Raw genomic sequence first — 15,321 nt, 5'->3', positions numbered from 1 at the left:
GCGCTTTAACTATACTACCATCAAGAAACAACCATTCTGGGTCACCCTCGGAGGCTAAGCTTTCAAATAACTTTTGCAATATGCCTTTCTTCGACCATAGATTGAATCGTCGGAAGACCGTATTCCAGAGACCAAATTCAGGTGGCAAATCTCGCCACTGAATGCCGGTACGCATTCGGTAAAGTATGCCCTCCAGCCTATTTCGGTGCTCATATTTGTTATAGACTCTACCACTCTCCTTTAGCAGTACTTTTAGGATTTCCCACGCATCATCTGTTAGCATCGTTCTTGGCATAGCAACATTACGGTTAATTATTTTTGGCGAAACAATTATACCTCGTTGCTATGCCGACTGCTTTTCATACAAAGATTAACAGCCTCTAGTGAAGTCAAAAAATAAAAACCGACTCAAAAGTCGGTCTCAGTATCTTCTTCTTTAGAAGAAGATGGCACCAATGGGCGGGCTTGATGGGACCGACCTTGAACCGCCACGCTATCGCTAGCAACGGATTTTGAAAAGTTGGTTTTTGAAATAGTTATTGTAATTCAGCAAGTTAAATTGTAAGAATGACGCTTTGCAAATTATTTGCATGACTAACAGTTTTTCGCATAGAAAATGCGTAGCGCTACTTTACCCGATTCTCCCTTCCCCAGTCCATGAAGCCCCAAACAAAGCTGATGAGGTTTAGGTGGAATCCCTTTCTATCAGATTCAAATAAACGGTGTGTTTTGATCTGAAATTCCATGCCATAACAAATAAATTGATGTTTATTGAAGACGCTATAATTACTGATGCCGCATGCATTCGATTAGAGTAAATGACGGTTTTTATCACCGGATTCATATGTGCCAAGATATCAGCTCGCTAAACAGAGGAGTCGCGATAATTTCTTTGGAAAAGCTTATTCTTTTTTCATCGGTACTTTCACGTTTTTCTATTAGGCCGACTTGCCACGCAAAGTCGAACCAGAAATGAAGAATATATTGTGAAGGAAAATTTACATTTGAAAACTCTGAAAGCGGATCTACTTGTTCTGGGAAAGCCTGCTCATAAAGTACCTGGTATTCTCGGTAATGTCGCCATTCAGCGCCAAGATGACGAAGCATATACAATGAGTAACCTATACTGAACTGATAGAATGCACAATCGCTCTCATTGCCACTAATGTACGCCCAGTTGTACTCAGTAGCATACGTCTGAAACAGCACTTGATAAAGTTCAGTCGAAGCTGTGTTATCACCTTGCTGTATGCGCTCATAAAGTTGCCATGTTGATTTCAATGGCTTCCAGCGTCCACCGTGTTTACGAATTAACTTGGCAATCAACAAGATGCTGCGAACTACATGTAGGTTAATGAAATCGTCTTCTTTATTTATTTTGGAAACTATAAGGTTGGGAGCAAACTTTTTCATATAACTATCGAATAGAGACCGACATAAATTGCGGGGCAAATTTCCATTGGCGGTGCACTTAACTCCATCAGCCCCTAACGCTCCTATTAAATTTACAGCTAACCAATAAACAGGGGCTGATGTAAATTTGGTAACATCCGAAAATTGCCAGCTAAGTAAATCACTGGATTCGAAAGGCTCAGTAAGTAGCTTGTGAGTTTGGCTTGGTGTGAGGTTAAGCATATCAGTATTTGGTGAACTGTTATGCTCATTCATATAGTTCTCAACAAATGCTTGGGCATCCTCAATTGAATTAAACTGCTCGTTGGCCACGGCTTGTGATATTGCCTGATTGAGTTCAGTGGCAGGATTTGAGGTTTTCTCTTTTTCTGCATAGAAATCGGTAATACCAAGTCCGGGAAGCTCTTCTATCTCTCCGTCTTCAAGCGCTTTTAATAATGTCAGGTTAGTTTCAGCTAACCGGTAATCTGGATCAATCGCTAACGCTCGATGAAACGCACGTTTTGCAGACAAGTGATCGCCTAAATACATCTGACAAATTCCCAAATTGCCGCAGCTTTGTACATGCTCAGGCTGGGTTTTTAACAGCAGAGTAAAGCAGTTTGCCGCTTCACTGAACTTATGACTTTCTAACAATACAACACCTTCTTCAAAAATTTTGGCGTCTATAAGGTACTGTTCTAAAGTGAGGTGTTCGGGAAGTTGTTCTCTAATCGCCTGGAGATGGAGTCTGGCAGGTTCATATTGATGAAGTTCTTCCGGTGACGCACTGTCCAGCGCATTTTGAAAAGCCGCTAAAGATTCAGCAATTGAGCCAGATTTTTCGGCGCAGAGTCCAAAGTTAAAGTATACAAAAGCAGGTGCGTAGCCACTGTTTATTGCTTGCTTAAAAAACAAATAACCATCGGTATGATCGTCATCGATAAATACAGCTGCTAACCCTTGAAGCGCGAAGCAAACAGGATGTCGGGGGAATTTCCTGACCGCCTTTTTTACAATGAGTCGGGCAAGTTTGTAATCTTCGTCATCAATGGCATCAAAAAATGCGTCAAGCCGCATCTCTAACTTCGGGAGATCTTTATCAAACTTTGTCAAGTAAGTGGTCTTTAATCGCTGAATTGATGTGTAAGCATAACATGCAGAGTTTTCAATTTTGAAGCCGAATTGATTAAATAAATGTTCCGGTATAGGTATATCATGAAAATATTGCGGGCCACTCGGAAATCTATCCGTTTCATTTTTCGTCTATCGGACTATAATAAGTCTATATTTAGACCAATAGAGATTGTCATGAAAACTCAAACTGTATCTTACATGAAGGAACATGCGAATATCTGGAATTGGATAATCCCATTTTGGTCACGCAAAATGGCAAGCCAAAGTATGTTATTCAGGATGCGAATGACTACGAAGAACAGCAACAAACTATAGCATTATTAAAACTCATAAATTTGTCAGAGGCAGGGCTGATTGAACTGGGTGATGCATTTGGCGACGATTGAATACAGTCTCATGGATGATACATCCGCGTTTGAATAGAAAATAAGACATAAAAAACCGACTCAAAGGTCGGTTTCAGTATATTATTCTAAAAGAAGAATATGGTACCAGTGGGCGGACTTGAACCGCCACGCTATCGCTAGCAACGGATTTTGAAATAAATGCGCATACATTACTTTATTGAAATCATGGGTATATGTTTACATTGAGAAGCTTTGCAAATTCTTTGCAAAGTCAGGCCTCATTCCTACGAACAATGTCAAGAAATCTCTTCCGCTTACTTATCAGGTTGTAATAGTAAAAATCATCAAATGTAATAGTCTTCCGGAACACCTCATCCTGCCAACGGAAGCACGTCACCAACAGAATATGACAGGCAGTATTTTAAGGACATAGAAAGTGTCTAGGAAAGTCAGGCCTTGCCAAATGATCCCCGCACCAATAGTTAAAGTACAAATACGCAACAATCCATAAAGCCATTAATTGAATCAGGGATGGATTAACATCGCCAAAAACGTGGGAACAATGAGTGAGTTTTTAACGCAATGGCAAGAGACTGCTCATACTACCTTGGCACTGTTTATATGGCTTTTTAGGTTTTCGTGCTTGGCTACCTAATAAGCTCAATGAGCCAAGTCTTTGTCAACAAAAAGCGAACGCAAAAACCTATGGAAAAATTGGAGCCAAGAGTGCCCGCCTACCTCTAGTCTAAGGGTACTGCACTCTAAGGCCTATGATGGTTCAATTTGACGTCATTATGGCTTTGCCGGTTTACATAAATGCGGGTGGTTCAATTAGGGAGTACATAAATCATGATGAATTGTATGGGAGAGACGATGGGGGTTGAAATGATGATAGGTATGGGTTTGATCTGGCTACTGGTAGTGATGGTCCTAATCGGGGCAGTGGCTGCGTTGTGGAAATACTTACGTTCAGATAAAGCGCGTGATGAATAGAATTAAACATTTGTCTGCAAGCCCGCAAGCAAATGTCATTTCTTTTCCTTTTTAGTAAATGTTGTCTGGAAAATGTGGTAGGCCCCTTTTATAAAACCTGGTCACAATGGACCCCATGTACGCAGTGCTTATCTGTACTCAGGCAAGTTTTGGAAATGGCGTAATTAGCTTACTTGACTTCTAAAGAAACAAGTATAGAACGAGTGCGAAAAAATATGAAGATTTTATTGGATGGAATATATAAAAGGTAAAACATGGAACCAACAAGAAAAAGTGATTTAAAAAAGGCCAGAACGCTTCAAATATTAAATGTCATCTATGATGCAATTGAAGTCATAGTAGCTTTAATCGCAGGAATAATTGCTAATAGTTCAGCGCTCATAGGGTGGGCATTGGACAGTACAATAGAGGTGTTAAGCGCTACCACGCTAGGCTGGCGTCTACACGGCGAACTTAAGGGAATTGATAAAAAACAAGTAAATAGACGGAAGAAAATCACTCTCTACGTGATTGCCGTATCATTTACTTTGGTCTGCATATTTATATCTTATGATTCCGTTACAAAACTTCTTAGTCAGCAAACGTCAAGCTGGAGCACTATGGGGTTAATCATTTTAGTTACTTCCTTGCTTATCAACCCGATTTTGATTCATTTCAAAAGAAAATATGGCCGCAAGCTGGATAGCCCGGCGTTACTCGCCGATGCTAAAGATACCTTTATCTGCTTATACCAAACGATCGTTGTCCTTGCCGGTTTGCTATTGGTAAATTGGTTTGGTTGGTGGTGGGCTGATCCTGTGGCGGCATTGCTCATTGTACCTTATGCAGCAAAAGAAGGTTGGGAAGCTTACACTAAAGCAAGAGACATCAGTATTGATGAGAAGTAATACCCGCATCACCTTAAATAATTCATTCTCTTAGCACTGACTTGTTTCGTCACGTATCAACCAAGTGCTTCAGGCTCAGGCATCATGATACAGCACAGAATGTAATGTTCCATGCACCGATGGTTGAGATACAAATACGCAGCAATCCATAAAGCCATTAATTGAATCGGCGATTGATTAACATTGTCTTAAAGGAGAGAACAATGAGTGAGTTTTTAACGCAATGGCAAGAGGCGGCTCACACTACCTTGGGTCTGTTTTGGATGGCTTTTTGGGCTTTCGCGCTTGGTTACCTAATAAGCTCAATGATCCAAGTTTTTGTGACCAAAGAGCGCATGCAAAAGTCCATGGGAAAAGCCGGCCCTAAAAGTGTGGCATTGGGCACTTTCTTTGGTTTTATTTCCAGTTCATGTTCCTTCGCTGCGTTATCGACGACGCGTGCCCTATTTGTAAAAGGTGCAGGCTTAGTTCCTTCGCTTGCTTTCATGTTGGCGTCCACCAACCTGGTGGTGGAATTAGGCATAATCATTTCTATTTTTCTTGGGTGGCAGTTCGTTGTAGGAGAATATGTCGGTGGTATTCTGCTTATCCTGGCCGTGTGGCTTTTGGTCAAACTGACGTGTAAAAAAGAGCTTGAGGAAAAAGCGCAATCACACGCGAAAAAAGCAGAGGGAGGCGACAGCCAGGCAAATAGTAAGGAAAAAGGCTGGAAAGATAAAATAATGAGTAAAGCAGGATGGCACCAAGTTGCCAGCCGTTACACAATGGAATGGAAGATGGTATGGAAAGATGTAACCATTGGATTTACGGTTGCCGGTATCATCGCGGTATTCGTTCCCACTGAATTTTTTCAATCTCTCTTCATAGGGGCCGGACAGGAGTCGAATTCCTTTTTACAAATTCTCGCACAGACAATCGTAGGCCCAGTCGCGGCTTTTTTTACGTTTATTGGTTCAATGGGCAACATTCCGCTAGCGGCGGTGTTATTCGGGCAGGGGGTCAGTTTCGCCGGAGTAATGGCGTTTATTTTTAGTGATTTGGTGGTATTTCCAGTGTTGCGGATTCAGGCGCAGTACTATGGCTGGAAAATGGCTATCTATATACTGATTGTATTTCTATGTGCCCTTGTAGGAGTCTCGCTCGTCATGCACTACGGACTCGATCTCTTGGGGCACTTACCAGATGCCTCCGGGTTTCAGTCGATGACCGATCGGGAGTTCTTCAACATTGATTACGCTTTTTTCTTGAATGTGGCCTTTCTTACATTAACCGGCGCATTCATCTTTTGGCATTACTCCAAAAAAGAGAAATCGACCTCAGGCAGTAAAAGCCTTGGCGATTGGGTATTGCTGACGCTTTCGATAATCGCGTATGTATGGCTTGCAATTGGTATTGCTGTGCTTCCATTTTTATAGTTTACAAGCGCAACTTTATGAATTAGTTAACTTTCATTTTGAGTTTTAATATTAGAAGTTGTTCTAAGTTTCAAATCAGTCCCATAAACGAGCAAAGTTTCTTTCATTTAAAACAAGGAGCCAGTGAAAGACGCTTGGAACGCCTTTCACTGGTATTGTGACAGTATAATATCCTCAGCTTCAATATAGCGACTGCTCTTCATTTTAATTGTTAGCCCATTTCTCAATTAGATCTTTGTTCATATTAAAAGGCTAAGAACTTCGGCTGTGTGGGGGATTTATAAAATCAGCTGCCATTATCAAATATAGCTAGGGAAAGTGACTGTCCTATTTACTTTCACAGTGAAACTATGGCTTAGTCGGTCGCAGCGAACGCTGAAGATTCGAAGGTTATGCGTTAATAAAGCGTTCAACGAATTTCAGACACAAAAACCGACTTGCGTCGGCTTATTGTTATCTCTTTCATTGGTAAGAAAAGAGATGGTACCAGTGGGCGGACTTGAACCGCCACCAGGTTTCTAGATTCAGACTAATAGGTCACGTTAATGTGTATTAACATAACCTAAAAATATCTATATAAAACAGGTAGCTATTGTAACTAAGCCATATATACTCGAAGTAAGCGCATTATTTTTTCTTTGCAAATGGGTATTTATGGCTAAGCAGTTAGCAAGACATGACATCGACGACACGCTCTACGTTTTCCTGCAAGATAACAGCAAAAAGTGGTACGCCCGTTTTCAACTTTTCGGGAAGTGGCATTGCAAATCAACTAAACAAGTTGATAAAGAAGAAGCTGTAGCAGCGGCTAGACTGTTACGTATGGAGTGGAAAATAAAAGCGGAAACCGGAACACTCACAACGAGCAAGCGTTTTCGCGATGTAGCTGCAAAAAGCATTCTTGCTATGGAACATGAGCTTGCTCACGGCGGTGGAAAAGTTAGCTACAAAGACTACATTGGGGCTTTGAAAAAATATCATATTCCATTTTTTGACCGTACATATATCACTTCTATTGACCAAGACAAGCTTAAAGAGTTCGACATTTGGCGAATACAAAAGGCTGGTAAGGTTCTTAACAAATCGACTCTTCTAAATCATAACGCTGCGCTACAAATGGTGTTTAAAGCAGCGATTGAAAACCAATGGATGTTGCCAGTTCAGGTTCCAGTATTAAGCAACAAAGGAGAGCAGGGGGCTAGACGTGCTGCTTTCAGCGAAGTTGAATATGAGAAGGTCGTTGAAACTCTCGAAAGTATGAGAGACAACAGCCGTAAGGAAAAGACAAGGCAAATAAGAGAACTTTTACTTGATTATGCTGACGTAGTTGTCAATACAGGTATTCGTCCTGGCACTGAAATGGAAGAACTGACTTGGGCTGACATCTTAATGACGAGACAAGAGCACCAAGTTATTTTTAAAATCAAGGTACGAAAAGGCAAGACCACTAAACATACTGGCACTAGAACCGTTGTGTGCAAAGATGAATTTGTCTTTCCCCTAATGAATTTAATGGATCGTTTTCCTAATCGCCGACCGTCCGACAAGATATTTCTCTTAGCAGACGGTTCAAGTACCAATGAACTGGGTAGAACCTTTGTATCTGCATTAGAAGAAGCAGAGCTGAAGACCAGCCCAGATGGACCAAGAACACTCTATTCGCTGCGCCATACTTACATAACTTGGCAATTACTTAGCCGAACTTTAAGAGTTGATGTACTTGCTCGACAATGCGGTACTAGCATTGCGATGATAGAGCAACACTACAGTCATGTCGTACCTAGTATGTTTGAGCAGGAGCTATCCGGAGTAACGTTCGAAAATAAAGAAGAAAGGGCAAAAAGCAAACGTGCGCTCGCACGAGGTTTAAAAACCAAAGAGTTACTTACACAGCGCTTCAAGGTTTGGGAGGCTGAGTACAGAAGGCGTGGTTGTATTTAAAGCAACGGTATAGTTCCTGATACTCATGGCTCAAGTGTATGTTCTTTCAATATTTGCTGTTCTGCTTCTAAAATATACTCTTCAGCTCTCCGCCATGGCAGCCTACGGCCAGCATTTTTCATTAGAGTTAATGAGGTCCTCGCTTCGTCCGCTGTAATAAGCTGTAGTATTACAAGTTGTTTTAAGAGCCACACTGTGCCCATGACAACAACAGCTTCATTTTCTGCTGCGGCTCGTAAATCTTTGTCTCCAGTAAGAAGTGGGCACTGATGATGTTTCGCCAACGCAAGCGCAAAACAATCATTGCGGCTAGGTTTTCGATATTGCTCAACAAGCGCTACGCTATAACTTACTAACTCTCCCTCAAGCTCATCAAGTCTCAAACCCAGCTCAATTAAATGGTTGTGTTCTTGTTCTAGTTCTTCGTAAAACAAGATATCGGGGATGGAGAAGTTATAAGGAAGTTGGAACATTTGTGGCAGCAGTTCCCCTTCTTCCATATCAATTAGGATGTTTGCGTCACTAATTAGTAATTGCATCAGCCATTCCTAGCTTACGTTCTTTGTGGAATGCTGAAAGTGGCATTTTTAAAAATTCAGCAGCTTTTGATTCTGTGATGTAATCTTCCGCTAACGCTCGATAGACGAGCTGTTTGTAAAGAAATGTTGTTTCTTGAGGGTAGGCGGTGCCTGGTTCCCGTGTACGCCACTTGAGCTTATTGAATTTCATGTAATATTGCTTTTGCAAAGATGATGAAATTACGTTTGCCTGACCCGCACGAACCAAAATGCCCATCATACTAATGCCAAACTCTTGCTTAAGCATAAATAGCTCACGCGGCTCAAGAGCCTGCCGATATGTGCCAAGGTGTTGTTTGATTGCTATCAAAGGTAGTAAAAAGGCACCTGCAAAGTGGTTGCATGCTTTCTCTTCGTCAATAGTATCAGGTAACCGACCGTGCAATACTAAATGACCTAGCTCATGAGCTAGTGTAAACCGCTGTCGATCTCCAGGCTGTGTTGTTGATACAACAATAACTGGTGACTCGTTGATCTGTCCGGCTAATCCATCAAACTTATTACCTATATTGACGTCGGTACAGATAACCATAATGCCTCGAGATTCAAGGCAATCGATCATATCAGGAATAGGGTTAAGACCTAACTGCCACTCTTTCCGCATTTGTTCAGCAATAGATTCAATTGCTTCTTCAGAATCAACTGTCTCGGGTAAATTACCTGGTAGAGTAAATTTACTTATCGGACGGACAGAATCTGGAAAAAGGTCTAGCAATTCAGTCCATAATTCAGCTTGATCTAGAACATCGCCATTTATACGGTCGAGAGTTTTCTGTGGGGTATTAGAACGTTTTCGGTACTCAACATGTCCCAACTCCACTTTTGTTGGTCGAAAAAAGTATTCTGAGCGGACTCCTAAAGTCTTTGCGAGTTTATAAAGCTTCCCTGATGACGGCATTGCTTCGCCATGTTCGTATTTCTTAATAGCATTAGCAGATACACCAATTGCAATGCCCAGAGCGTTCATAGACATACCTGCAGCTTTACGTGCTCGCATCAAACGTTCTGAAAACATAGTCAATCTCCAAGTGGTTTATAAATTTTATTATTTCCACTAAATTATAAACCATGGGTGAGTTGATGTCGATGTTTTAACTAGGCCGCAATTAGTGGACTTGTGCTAATTCCTCTAATGAGACCTACGAGTCTATGGCTTATCACCATCGGTTTTTATCGCTATTTGAATTAAAGAGAAAAGATATATCTAACTTGGCCAATTAATACCTTATATGACTTTCTGTGGTGCCCCAGTAAAGAAAATTGCTATTCCAGGCAAGGCTGTTCATGCACGGCAGAGCATCAGAGTTAAGATACTTTGGTACATCACTTTGTCCTAAAAGAAGTAAATCAAGCCAATGCTTCGTTATGAGTGATAAACCACAATAATCTTAATATGACTGTGCAGCGTGCTTAATAGAGCACATTTTGATAATGGAATTGATGTTCTAGGTCACTTTTTGTCGATTATCATTAATTCGTAGTTGTGTAATTCAAATTTATAAGGGTGCTTACTAATCCTGAGCTCAGGATTTACTTCTAAATAATGGTGTAAGGGTATGATTAATAACCTTATATTACTTGAGTTGGTTGTTATTCCTAATTGTTCTGCTTTTTTATTTATTTTTTATGCAGATCGCTGTCGTTTTTTCTAATTCCTCCGTGAGCGGCAATTTCGTGTCGCTGATAGTCAGTCAATTTGTTACGGAGATTAAAATGAGTTTATTAAATGAAGATAAAATTTACGATCTAATCGATCTTATAAATGATTCACACTGCGATTTTGCAGAAAGTGTTACAACCCTTTACATCAATCAGGCTTATAGTGTTATTGGCTTCCCAAACTTCAAGAGTTTCTGTACTGAAACCTTTCCGAGTATAAGTTACTCAATGCTGTTTGAACACGCAAAAGCAGGTGAGATAGCTTTAAGCTTATCTCTACCTGTTGGTAAGTATTCCAATTCATCACTACTAGCAATGCGCAAACTTCATGTTGATGTAAGGTATCGAGTATGGCGTAAGGTCTGTGAAAATCTGAAAATAAAATCTAAGCCCTCACCGGAAAGCGTCACAAAGAAATTTGTTGAACAATGTATTAGCGAAACTGTTGATGCCCCCAAAAGTGGGCCAACTAAGGATGTTGACTTCTCTCGGTTGAAAGAAGCGCTAACGGTCAAAGATGAAAAAGCAATTGCAAAAATAATATTTACGCTAATTGACGACGAAGAGCTAGTGCAAGCGCTAATTGAAGACCTCGAGAATTGCCTCATAGAACTGGAAGAATCAGAGGAGGAACTTTAATATGCGCGGAAATACAATCAATGTAGACATAGACGCCCTAAACATCTTAGTGACCGGGCTATCAAATGAAAACTTGGCCCAATTTGAGCAATCTTTGTTCAAATGTGTGGAAAAGCTTTCGTTCAAGAACCATTGTTCACCATACGCCATCATGAAGCGCTCTAGAAGTTACCAGCAGAGTGTAATTCTGCCGCTGTGCAAAGAATTTCAATATGGAAAGATAAACACTGAAACACCTTGTTTAGTTATAAGCACTGGTTACAGATACTCTATCGATGAAAAGCTTCTAATTCAGTTGAAAGGTTTTCCGCTAACCAGATATCACTATGACGTTGCTCGTTTCTGGTTTAAATATCTCACCCGAAAATGTAATAAGAGGCAAGGCTTTACTCCCTTGTTCAGTATATCAATGTTTCATCTAGCGACTGATTTCTTTCGCCCGCTTGGGTCAATTGGCGTTGAGCTACGCGGAAGCAAAAAAAGTGCGTTTTATGTTGAAAATGGATCACTAACAGGAGTAGGTATCGGAAGTTTGCGGTCCACAGTTAGAGTCACAGCGTACAGCCGAAACGAAAAACTCTTGAGGTCTGGCAGACCGAGTGCACCCAGTCTAAACAAGCCTTGCACCCGCATCGAGAAGAAAGTAAAACTGAAGAATGCAACCTGTTGGGAGGAGCTGATTTCACTAGTTGATAAGCATATAGCTCTCGACAATTTGTTTATCTACGACCTCGATAAGTTATGTACATCGACTCAGTTAGACTTCAGATTACTAAACTGTATTAAGAACTTAGGTGCTCATCAAGTTATTGCTGCTCAGCAAAGTGATAATGAGCGGAGAAAGCTGAGAAGGTTGATGGCTCGTCATCGAATAGATATTCATTCCGGGGAATTCAGCTGGGATTATGGACCTTCTATCAAGTACCTCAAGCACTTTTGCAGCCCTTTTCGTAAGTGGGTTAGTAATAGGGGGCGATGTACCCAAAAGGAGTTCGTTGAAACCTTCTTGAAGCAATAACAACAAACCATTAAAGCTAAGGTGCCTGCGTACCTTAGCTTCACTAAACTGGTACAAAACAGCCGTATTACCTTTCACCAACCCTCGCTATCATATATTTAGCTTTTCACAGCAATCCTATTTTATTTCAATACTTTTAAACTAAATATAGGAGCATTTTATGAATGCTGCATGCCCCTATACGCTGTATTTAGGTCGACTTGCACCTAATAGTCAGCGTTCTATTGCTTCACAGCTCAATAGTATCGCCGATTTGCTACGTTGGCCCGAAAAAAAGCGTGAGATGATGTACCACAAGATAGACTTTCAGCAAGCTAGTCATATCAAAGCATTGCTTATTGCTAATGGCTGGTCTGCACGGTCTATAAACAGAGCAATTACAGCAATACGCAGTATTGTAAGCGTGGCTGTTATGTCAGGTCTTGCGCCTGAAATACAATTAGTTCAGCTCCGCGCTATCAGCAAAGTGAGCCACGGCGCGCATGACGGTAAGCCGCTTTCGGTCAAGCAGGTTCAAACGCTATTCGCATATTTGAAACAAAATACGTCCGTACTCGGTATCCGTAATTATGCTGTATTGGCAACACTCCTTGGAACGGGGCTACGGCGAAGTGAGCTAGTTGCGCTATTACTTCAAGACTATGTAGCAGGCTCGGCACTTATTGTGAGGAAAGGGAAGGGGAACAAGAGCCGTACCGTTCACTTACCGGAGTGGGCGCAGCACGCGCTAAACGAATGGCTAGCGTTACGTGGTAAACACAAAGGTTATTTGTTTCACAGAGTAGCGAGAGGTGGGAACATCCAACACGATACTCACTTATCTTCATGTGCTGTTTATTCTCTAATTCGTAAATCATTGTCTGCCATTGGCATTGAGAGAGTGTCACCACACGACCTTCGACGTACTTTCATCACACGTTTACTCGAGCAGAATGTCGATTTAAATACCGTTCGACAGATGGCAGGGCATGCAGATATCAGTACGACGATTATGTATGACAAACGCAGTGAAAAGGTCATGCAACAAGCTGCCTCCTTACTTTCCTACAAATTGTGAGGTCTATATGTCTCATAAAGTGTTAAGAAAGTCTGGTGAGCTGCATTATCTTGCGTGTGAGTGGGGCAAGCGGTTACTTCGATATTTGCCATCAGTTGATACCGATGTACTTAGTAAAAGCCTTGCGTCTAATCTGCGCGGAAGCAGTGTTTCAAGCGTACCGTTTTTCACAGACAGAAATGAAAGCGTTAACTATAAAGCATGCTTAACTATTAGTGATAGACAGCCTAAGGTTACCAAAACGTTTCTAGACAACTGTAGCTTCATCAGAAGCCTAATGGATTTGCCGAAACAAACCGATTTGCTTGTTCAGTTCGCTTTACTTTCTCAAGTAAATCAGTGGTTGAGGGCGTTAGCTTCATCCGTGCATTTACAAGCTAGCCATTTGTCTCTGAATGAAATTATTAAAGACATTACAGGCGTTAATGACGAGCAGTTTACTCATGCTACAGCGCGATTGAATCAATATGGTTTCTTACCGGATGTGGATTTTTTATCGTATGATTTTGGCGAAATGCCTAAGGTGCTTATCCGTAAGTTACTTACTGAAAAAATAACCTCTAGAGAGATGCTGGTCGAGCCGCTGCTTCACCCGTCTCCTAACGCTGCATTTGGGCTCAAGGATTTTCCACATGTCAATACAGAGCTTCTAGCGCGATACTTAAATGCTGCTACACAAGCCAGAACCGTGGGTACAAGTGTATTGCTGTATGGTGAATCTGGAACAGGCAAAACGGAATTATCTCGAGCACTAGCGAAAAGTTGTGGTAGAACGCTTTATGAAATCCGCTCTACGGCACTAGCTAGCAACTATGCCGATGATGAGTTTAACAGTCGCTTCCCTAACAAGGACAGGCTTCGTTATCTTTCTTTGCTCAACTCATTACTCACTAACAAATCTAACGCTATGATGTTAGTCGACGAGTGTGAGGGCTTATTTGAAAATGTTGATAGCCAATACAGTAAAGAGCACCTACAGCGTTTTATCGAGTACAACGATATCCCTTGCATTTGGATAACCAATTATGTGCAGAGCCTTGAAGCCAGCTTTATCAGAAGGTTCAAGCTCGCCATTGATGTACCTTCATTGAAACCTGAAGAAATAGAAAGCGTTACGCGCTTTTACTATCGCGGGTTAGGTGTGTCTCTTGCTGCTCGAAAGCAAATCAGTCAGGTAGAGAATATCACGCCTGCGATAGTGGCCAATGCAACTCACATTGCGCACACCATTAAAGCAAAGAGCGTTGATGCAGAAACAGTGGTAAACGATGTCGTCGAGTACTCTCTCCGCGCGACAGAGCAGTGGCAAGACAAGCTCAACTACAAGGGCGAAATTCCGTTTGAAGTAAGCTACCTTAACATCAAGCAGCCACAAGCCTACCTTGATGATATTACTTATGCGCTGAAACACAACCTACCTAGTCGAACGTTAATTTCAGGCCCGCCAGGTACAGGTAAAACCGCCTATGCGCATTATCTTGCTGAGTTAAACAATAGAAAGCTCTTGCGGGTTAAATGCTCGGACGTATTAAGTAAATGGGTGGGTGAAAGCGAACAGAAAATTGCCGAACTCTTCCAACGCGCACACGCAGAGGAGCAGGTTATCCTTCTTGATGAAGTTGACAGCTTGCTCAGTGCTCGGGAAGGGCTAAGTGCTCAACATGAGCTTCAGTTCGTTAATGAGTTTCTAACGCAAATAGAGTGTTTCACTCAACCTTTATTTGCCGCTACAAACTTTGTCACCAAACTAGATAAAGCGGTGTTACGTCGTTTCGACTTCAAGCTTGATTGTCAGTACTTAACTTCAGTGCAAGTGCTAGAGTTGTATAAACAAATAACAAGAGTTAAAAGGCTAAGCGAGTCAGAAAGTGCAACGCTGCTTCAACTGAAATACCTAACTCCAGGTGACTTTGCCATCTTAGCGCGCCGCACTAAGTTTAGCCCTAACGCATCAATTCGAGATTTTGCCATCAACTTATTGGCAGATGAAAACCAACGTAAGCAAGCAAAACCCCAACCGGGCTTTATTCGCCCTCACTAACCCATAGAGGTAAACATTATGTCTACATCCGTATTGAGTTCGCTCAAGGTCATCGCTCGCCCTAAAATTGAGCCTAAGCCTCCCGTTATCGGTAAGCGTTTAAAGCTTATTGAGAGACTTGTCGATTGGCACCCTAATAGATCCACCCATTTGCGGCGTATTGGATCCACTTAAAACCGTCTTTTTTGTCCTCAAACAGAGTGATTATTTCTTGCTT

The 15,321-nt window shown here is 41.5% G+C and carries 12 protein-coding genes; 7 read left to right on the top strand and 5 right to left on the bottom strand.

Annotation, left to right across the window (positions count from 1 at the left end; all coding sequences use genetic code 11):
- Both MHN09_RS19365 and MHN09_RS19360 read right to left on the bottom strand, forming a co-directional pair.
- Nucleotides 1–295, bottom strand: a 295-nt coding sequence (locus MHN09_RS19365) for a transposase (RefSeq protein WP_239241738.1), incomplete at its 3' end; no start/stop codon positions are given.
- 545 nt (nucleotides 296–840) lie between these two features.
- A complete protein-coding gene (locus tag MHN09_RS19360) occupies nucleotides 841–2,508 on the bottom strand; it encodes a hypothetical protein (RefSeq protein ID WP_239241737.1) in 1,668 nt (555 codons plus the stop codon).
- 245 nt (nucleotides 2,509–2,753) lie between these two features.
- On the opposite strand from MHN09_RS19360, the gene MHN09_RS19355 reads away from it, so the two are divergent.
- The 4 genes from MHN09_RS19355 to MHN09_RS19340 all read left to right on the top strand — a co-directional run bounded on the left by MHN09_RS19355 (nucleotide 2,754) and on the right by MHN09_RS19340 (nucleotide 8,112).
- The gene (locus MHN09_RS19355; protein WP_239241736.1) at nucleotides 2,754–2,915 is read left to right on the top strand and encodes a type II toxin-antitoxin system prevent-host-death family antitoxin; all 162 of its coding nucleotides are present in this window, start codon (nucleotides 2,754–2,756) and stop codon (nucleotides 2,913–2,915) included.
- Between the two features lie 1,208 nt (nucleotides 2,916–4,123).
- Nucleotides 4,124–4,756, top strand: a complete 633-nt coding sequence (locus MHN09_RS19350) for a cation transporter (protein WP_015067954.1) — start codon at nucleotides 4,124–4,126, stop codon at nucleotides 4,754–4,756.
- A 203-nt stretch (nucleotides 4,757–4,959) separates the two neighbouring features.
- Nucleotides 4,960–6,171 (top strand): permease, encoded by a 1,212-nt coding sequence (locus MHN09_RS19345; RefSeq protein WP_061095220.1) that lies wholly within the window; start codon nucleotides 4,960–4,962, stop codon nucleotides 6,169–6,171.
- A gap of 654 nt (nucleotides 6,172–6,825) precedes the next feature.
- Nucleotides 6,826–8,112 (top strand): site-specific integrase, encoded by a 1,287-nt coding sequence (locus tag MHN09_RS19340; protein ID WP_015067952.1) that lies wholly within the window; start codon nucleotides 6,826–6,828, stop codon nucleotides 8,110–8,112.
- A gap of 23 nt (nucleotides 8,113–8,135) precedes the next feature.
- On the opposite strand, the gene MHN09_RS19335 is transcribed toward MHN09_RS19340, so the two are convergent.
- Nucleotides 8,136–8,651 carry a PIN domain-containing protein gene (locus tag MHN09_RS19335; protein WP_015067951.1) on the bottom strand — a complete coding sequence of 172 codons (516 nt, stop codon included), beginning with the start codon at nucleotides 8,649–8,651 and terminating at the stop codon, nucleotides 8,136–8,138.
- On the bottom strand, nucleotides 8,635–9,705 hold the full coding sequence (locus MHN09_RS19330; RefSeq protein WP_015067950.1) for an XRE family transcriptional regulator: 1,071 nt from the start codon (nucleotides 9,703–9,705) through the stop codon (nucleotides 8,635–8,637). Before MHN09_RS19330 ends, MHN09_RS19335 begins: the two co-directional genes overlap by 17 nt.
- 698 nt (nucleotides 9,706–10,403) lie before the next feature.
- On the opposite strand from MHN09_RS19330, the gene MHN09_RS19325 reads away from it, so the two are divergent.
- Nucleotides 10,404–10,988 (top strand): hypothetical protein, encoded by a 585-nt coding sequence (locus MHN09_RS19325; protein ID WP_015067949.1) that lies wholly within the window; start codon nucleotides 10,404–10,406, stop codon nucleotides 10,986–10,988.
- 790 nt (nucleotides 10,989–11,778) lie between these two features.
- On the opposite strand, the gene MHN09_RS19320 is transcribed toward MHN09_RS19325, so the two are convergent.
- On the bottom strand, nucleotides 11,779–12,084 hold the full coding sequence (locus MHN09_RS19320) for a hypothetical protein (protein ID WP_139125438.1): 306 nt from the start codon (nucleotides 12,082–12,084) through the stop codon (nucleotides 11,779–11,781).
- Between the two features lie 82 nt (nucleotides 12,085–12,166).
- Here MHN09_RS19320 and MHN09_RS19315 point away from each other — a divergent pair, with 82 nt between their 5' ends.
- Both MHN09_RS19315 and MHN09_RS19310 read left to right on the top strand, forming a co-directional pair.
- Nucleotides 12,167–13,063: a tyrosine-type recombinase/integrase gene (locus MHN09_RS19315; RefSeq protein ID WP_049588295.1), complete on the top strand. Its 897-nt coding sequence runs from the start codon at nucleotides 12,167–12,169 to the stop codon at nucleotides 13,061–13,063.
- 7 nt (nucleotides 13,064–13,070) lie between these two features.
- Nucleotides 13,071–15,104: an AAA family ATPase gene (locus tag MHN09_RS19310; RefSeq protein WP_239241735.1), complete on the top strand. Its 2,034-nt coding sequence runs from the start codon at nucleotides 13,071–13,073 to the stop codon at nucleotides 15,102–15,104.
- Nucleotides 15,105–15,321 lie beyond the last annotated feature (217 nt).

Origin of the sequence: Alteromonas sp. MmMcT2-5, assembly GCF_022348315.1 — a bacterium.
GTDB lineage: Bacteria > Pseudomonadota > Gammaproteobacteria > Enterobacterales > Alteromonadaceae > Alteromonas > Alteromonas macleodii.
This window is presented reverse-complemented; position numbering and strand designations above follow the sequence as displayed.

What these genes read in the sequence shown, in the direction of transcription:
- MHN09_RS19350 (WP_015067954.1), top strand. Translation starts at nt 4,124, where the DNA reads ATGGAACCAACAAGAAAAAGTGATTTAAAAAAGGCCAGAACGCTTCAA.
- MHN09_RS19345 (WP_061095220.1), top strand. Translation starts at nt 4,960, where the DNA reads ATGAGTGAGTTTTTAACGCAATGGCAAGAGGCGGCTCACACTACCTTG.
- MHN09_RS19340 (WP_015067952.1), top strand. Translation starts at nt 6,826, where the DNA reads ATGGCTAAGCAGTTAGCAAGACATGACATCGACGACACGCTCTACGTT.
- MHN09_RS19335 (WP_015067951.1), bottom strand. Translation starts at nt 8,651, where the DNA reads ATGCAATTACTAATTAGTGACGCAAACATCCTAATTGATATGGAAGAA.
- MHN09_RS19330 (WP_015067950.1), bottom strand. Translation starts at nt 9,705, where the DNA reads ATGTTTTCAGAACGTTTGATGCGAGCACGTAAAGCTGCAGGTATGTCT.
- MHN09_RS19325 (WP_015067949.1), top strand. Translation starts at nt 10,404, where the DNA reads ATGAGTTTATTAAATGAAGATAAAATTTACGATCTAATCGATCTTATA.
- MHN09_RS19315 (WP_049588295.1), top strand. Translation starts at nt 12,167, where the DNA reads ATGAATGCTGCATGCCCCTATACGCTGTATTTAGGTCGACTTGCACCT.
- MHN09_RS19310 (WP_239241735.1), top strand. Translation starts at nt 13,071, where the DNA reads ATGTCTCATAAAGTGTTAAGAAAGTCTGGTGAGCTGCATTATCTTGCG.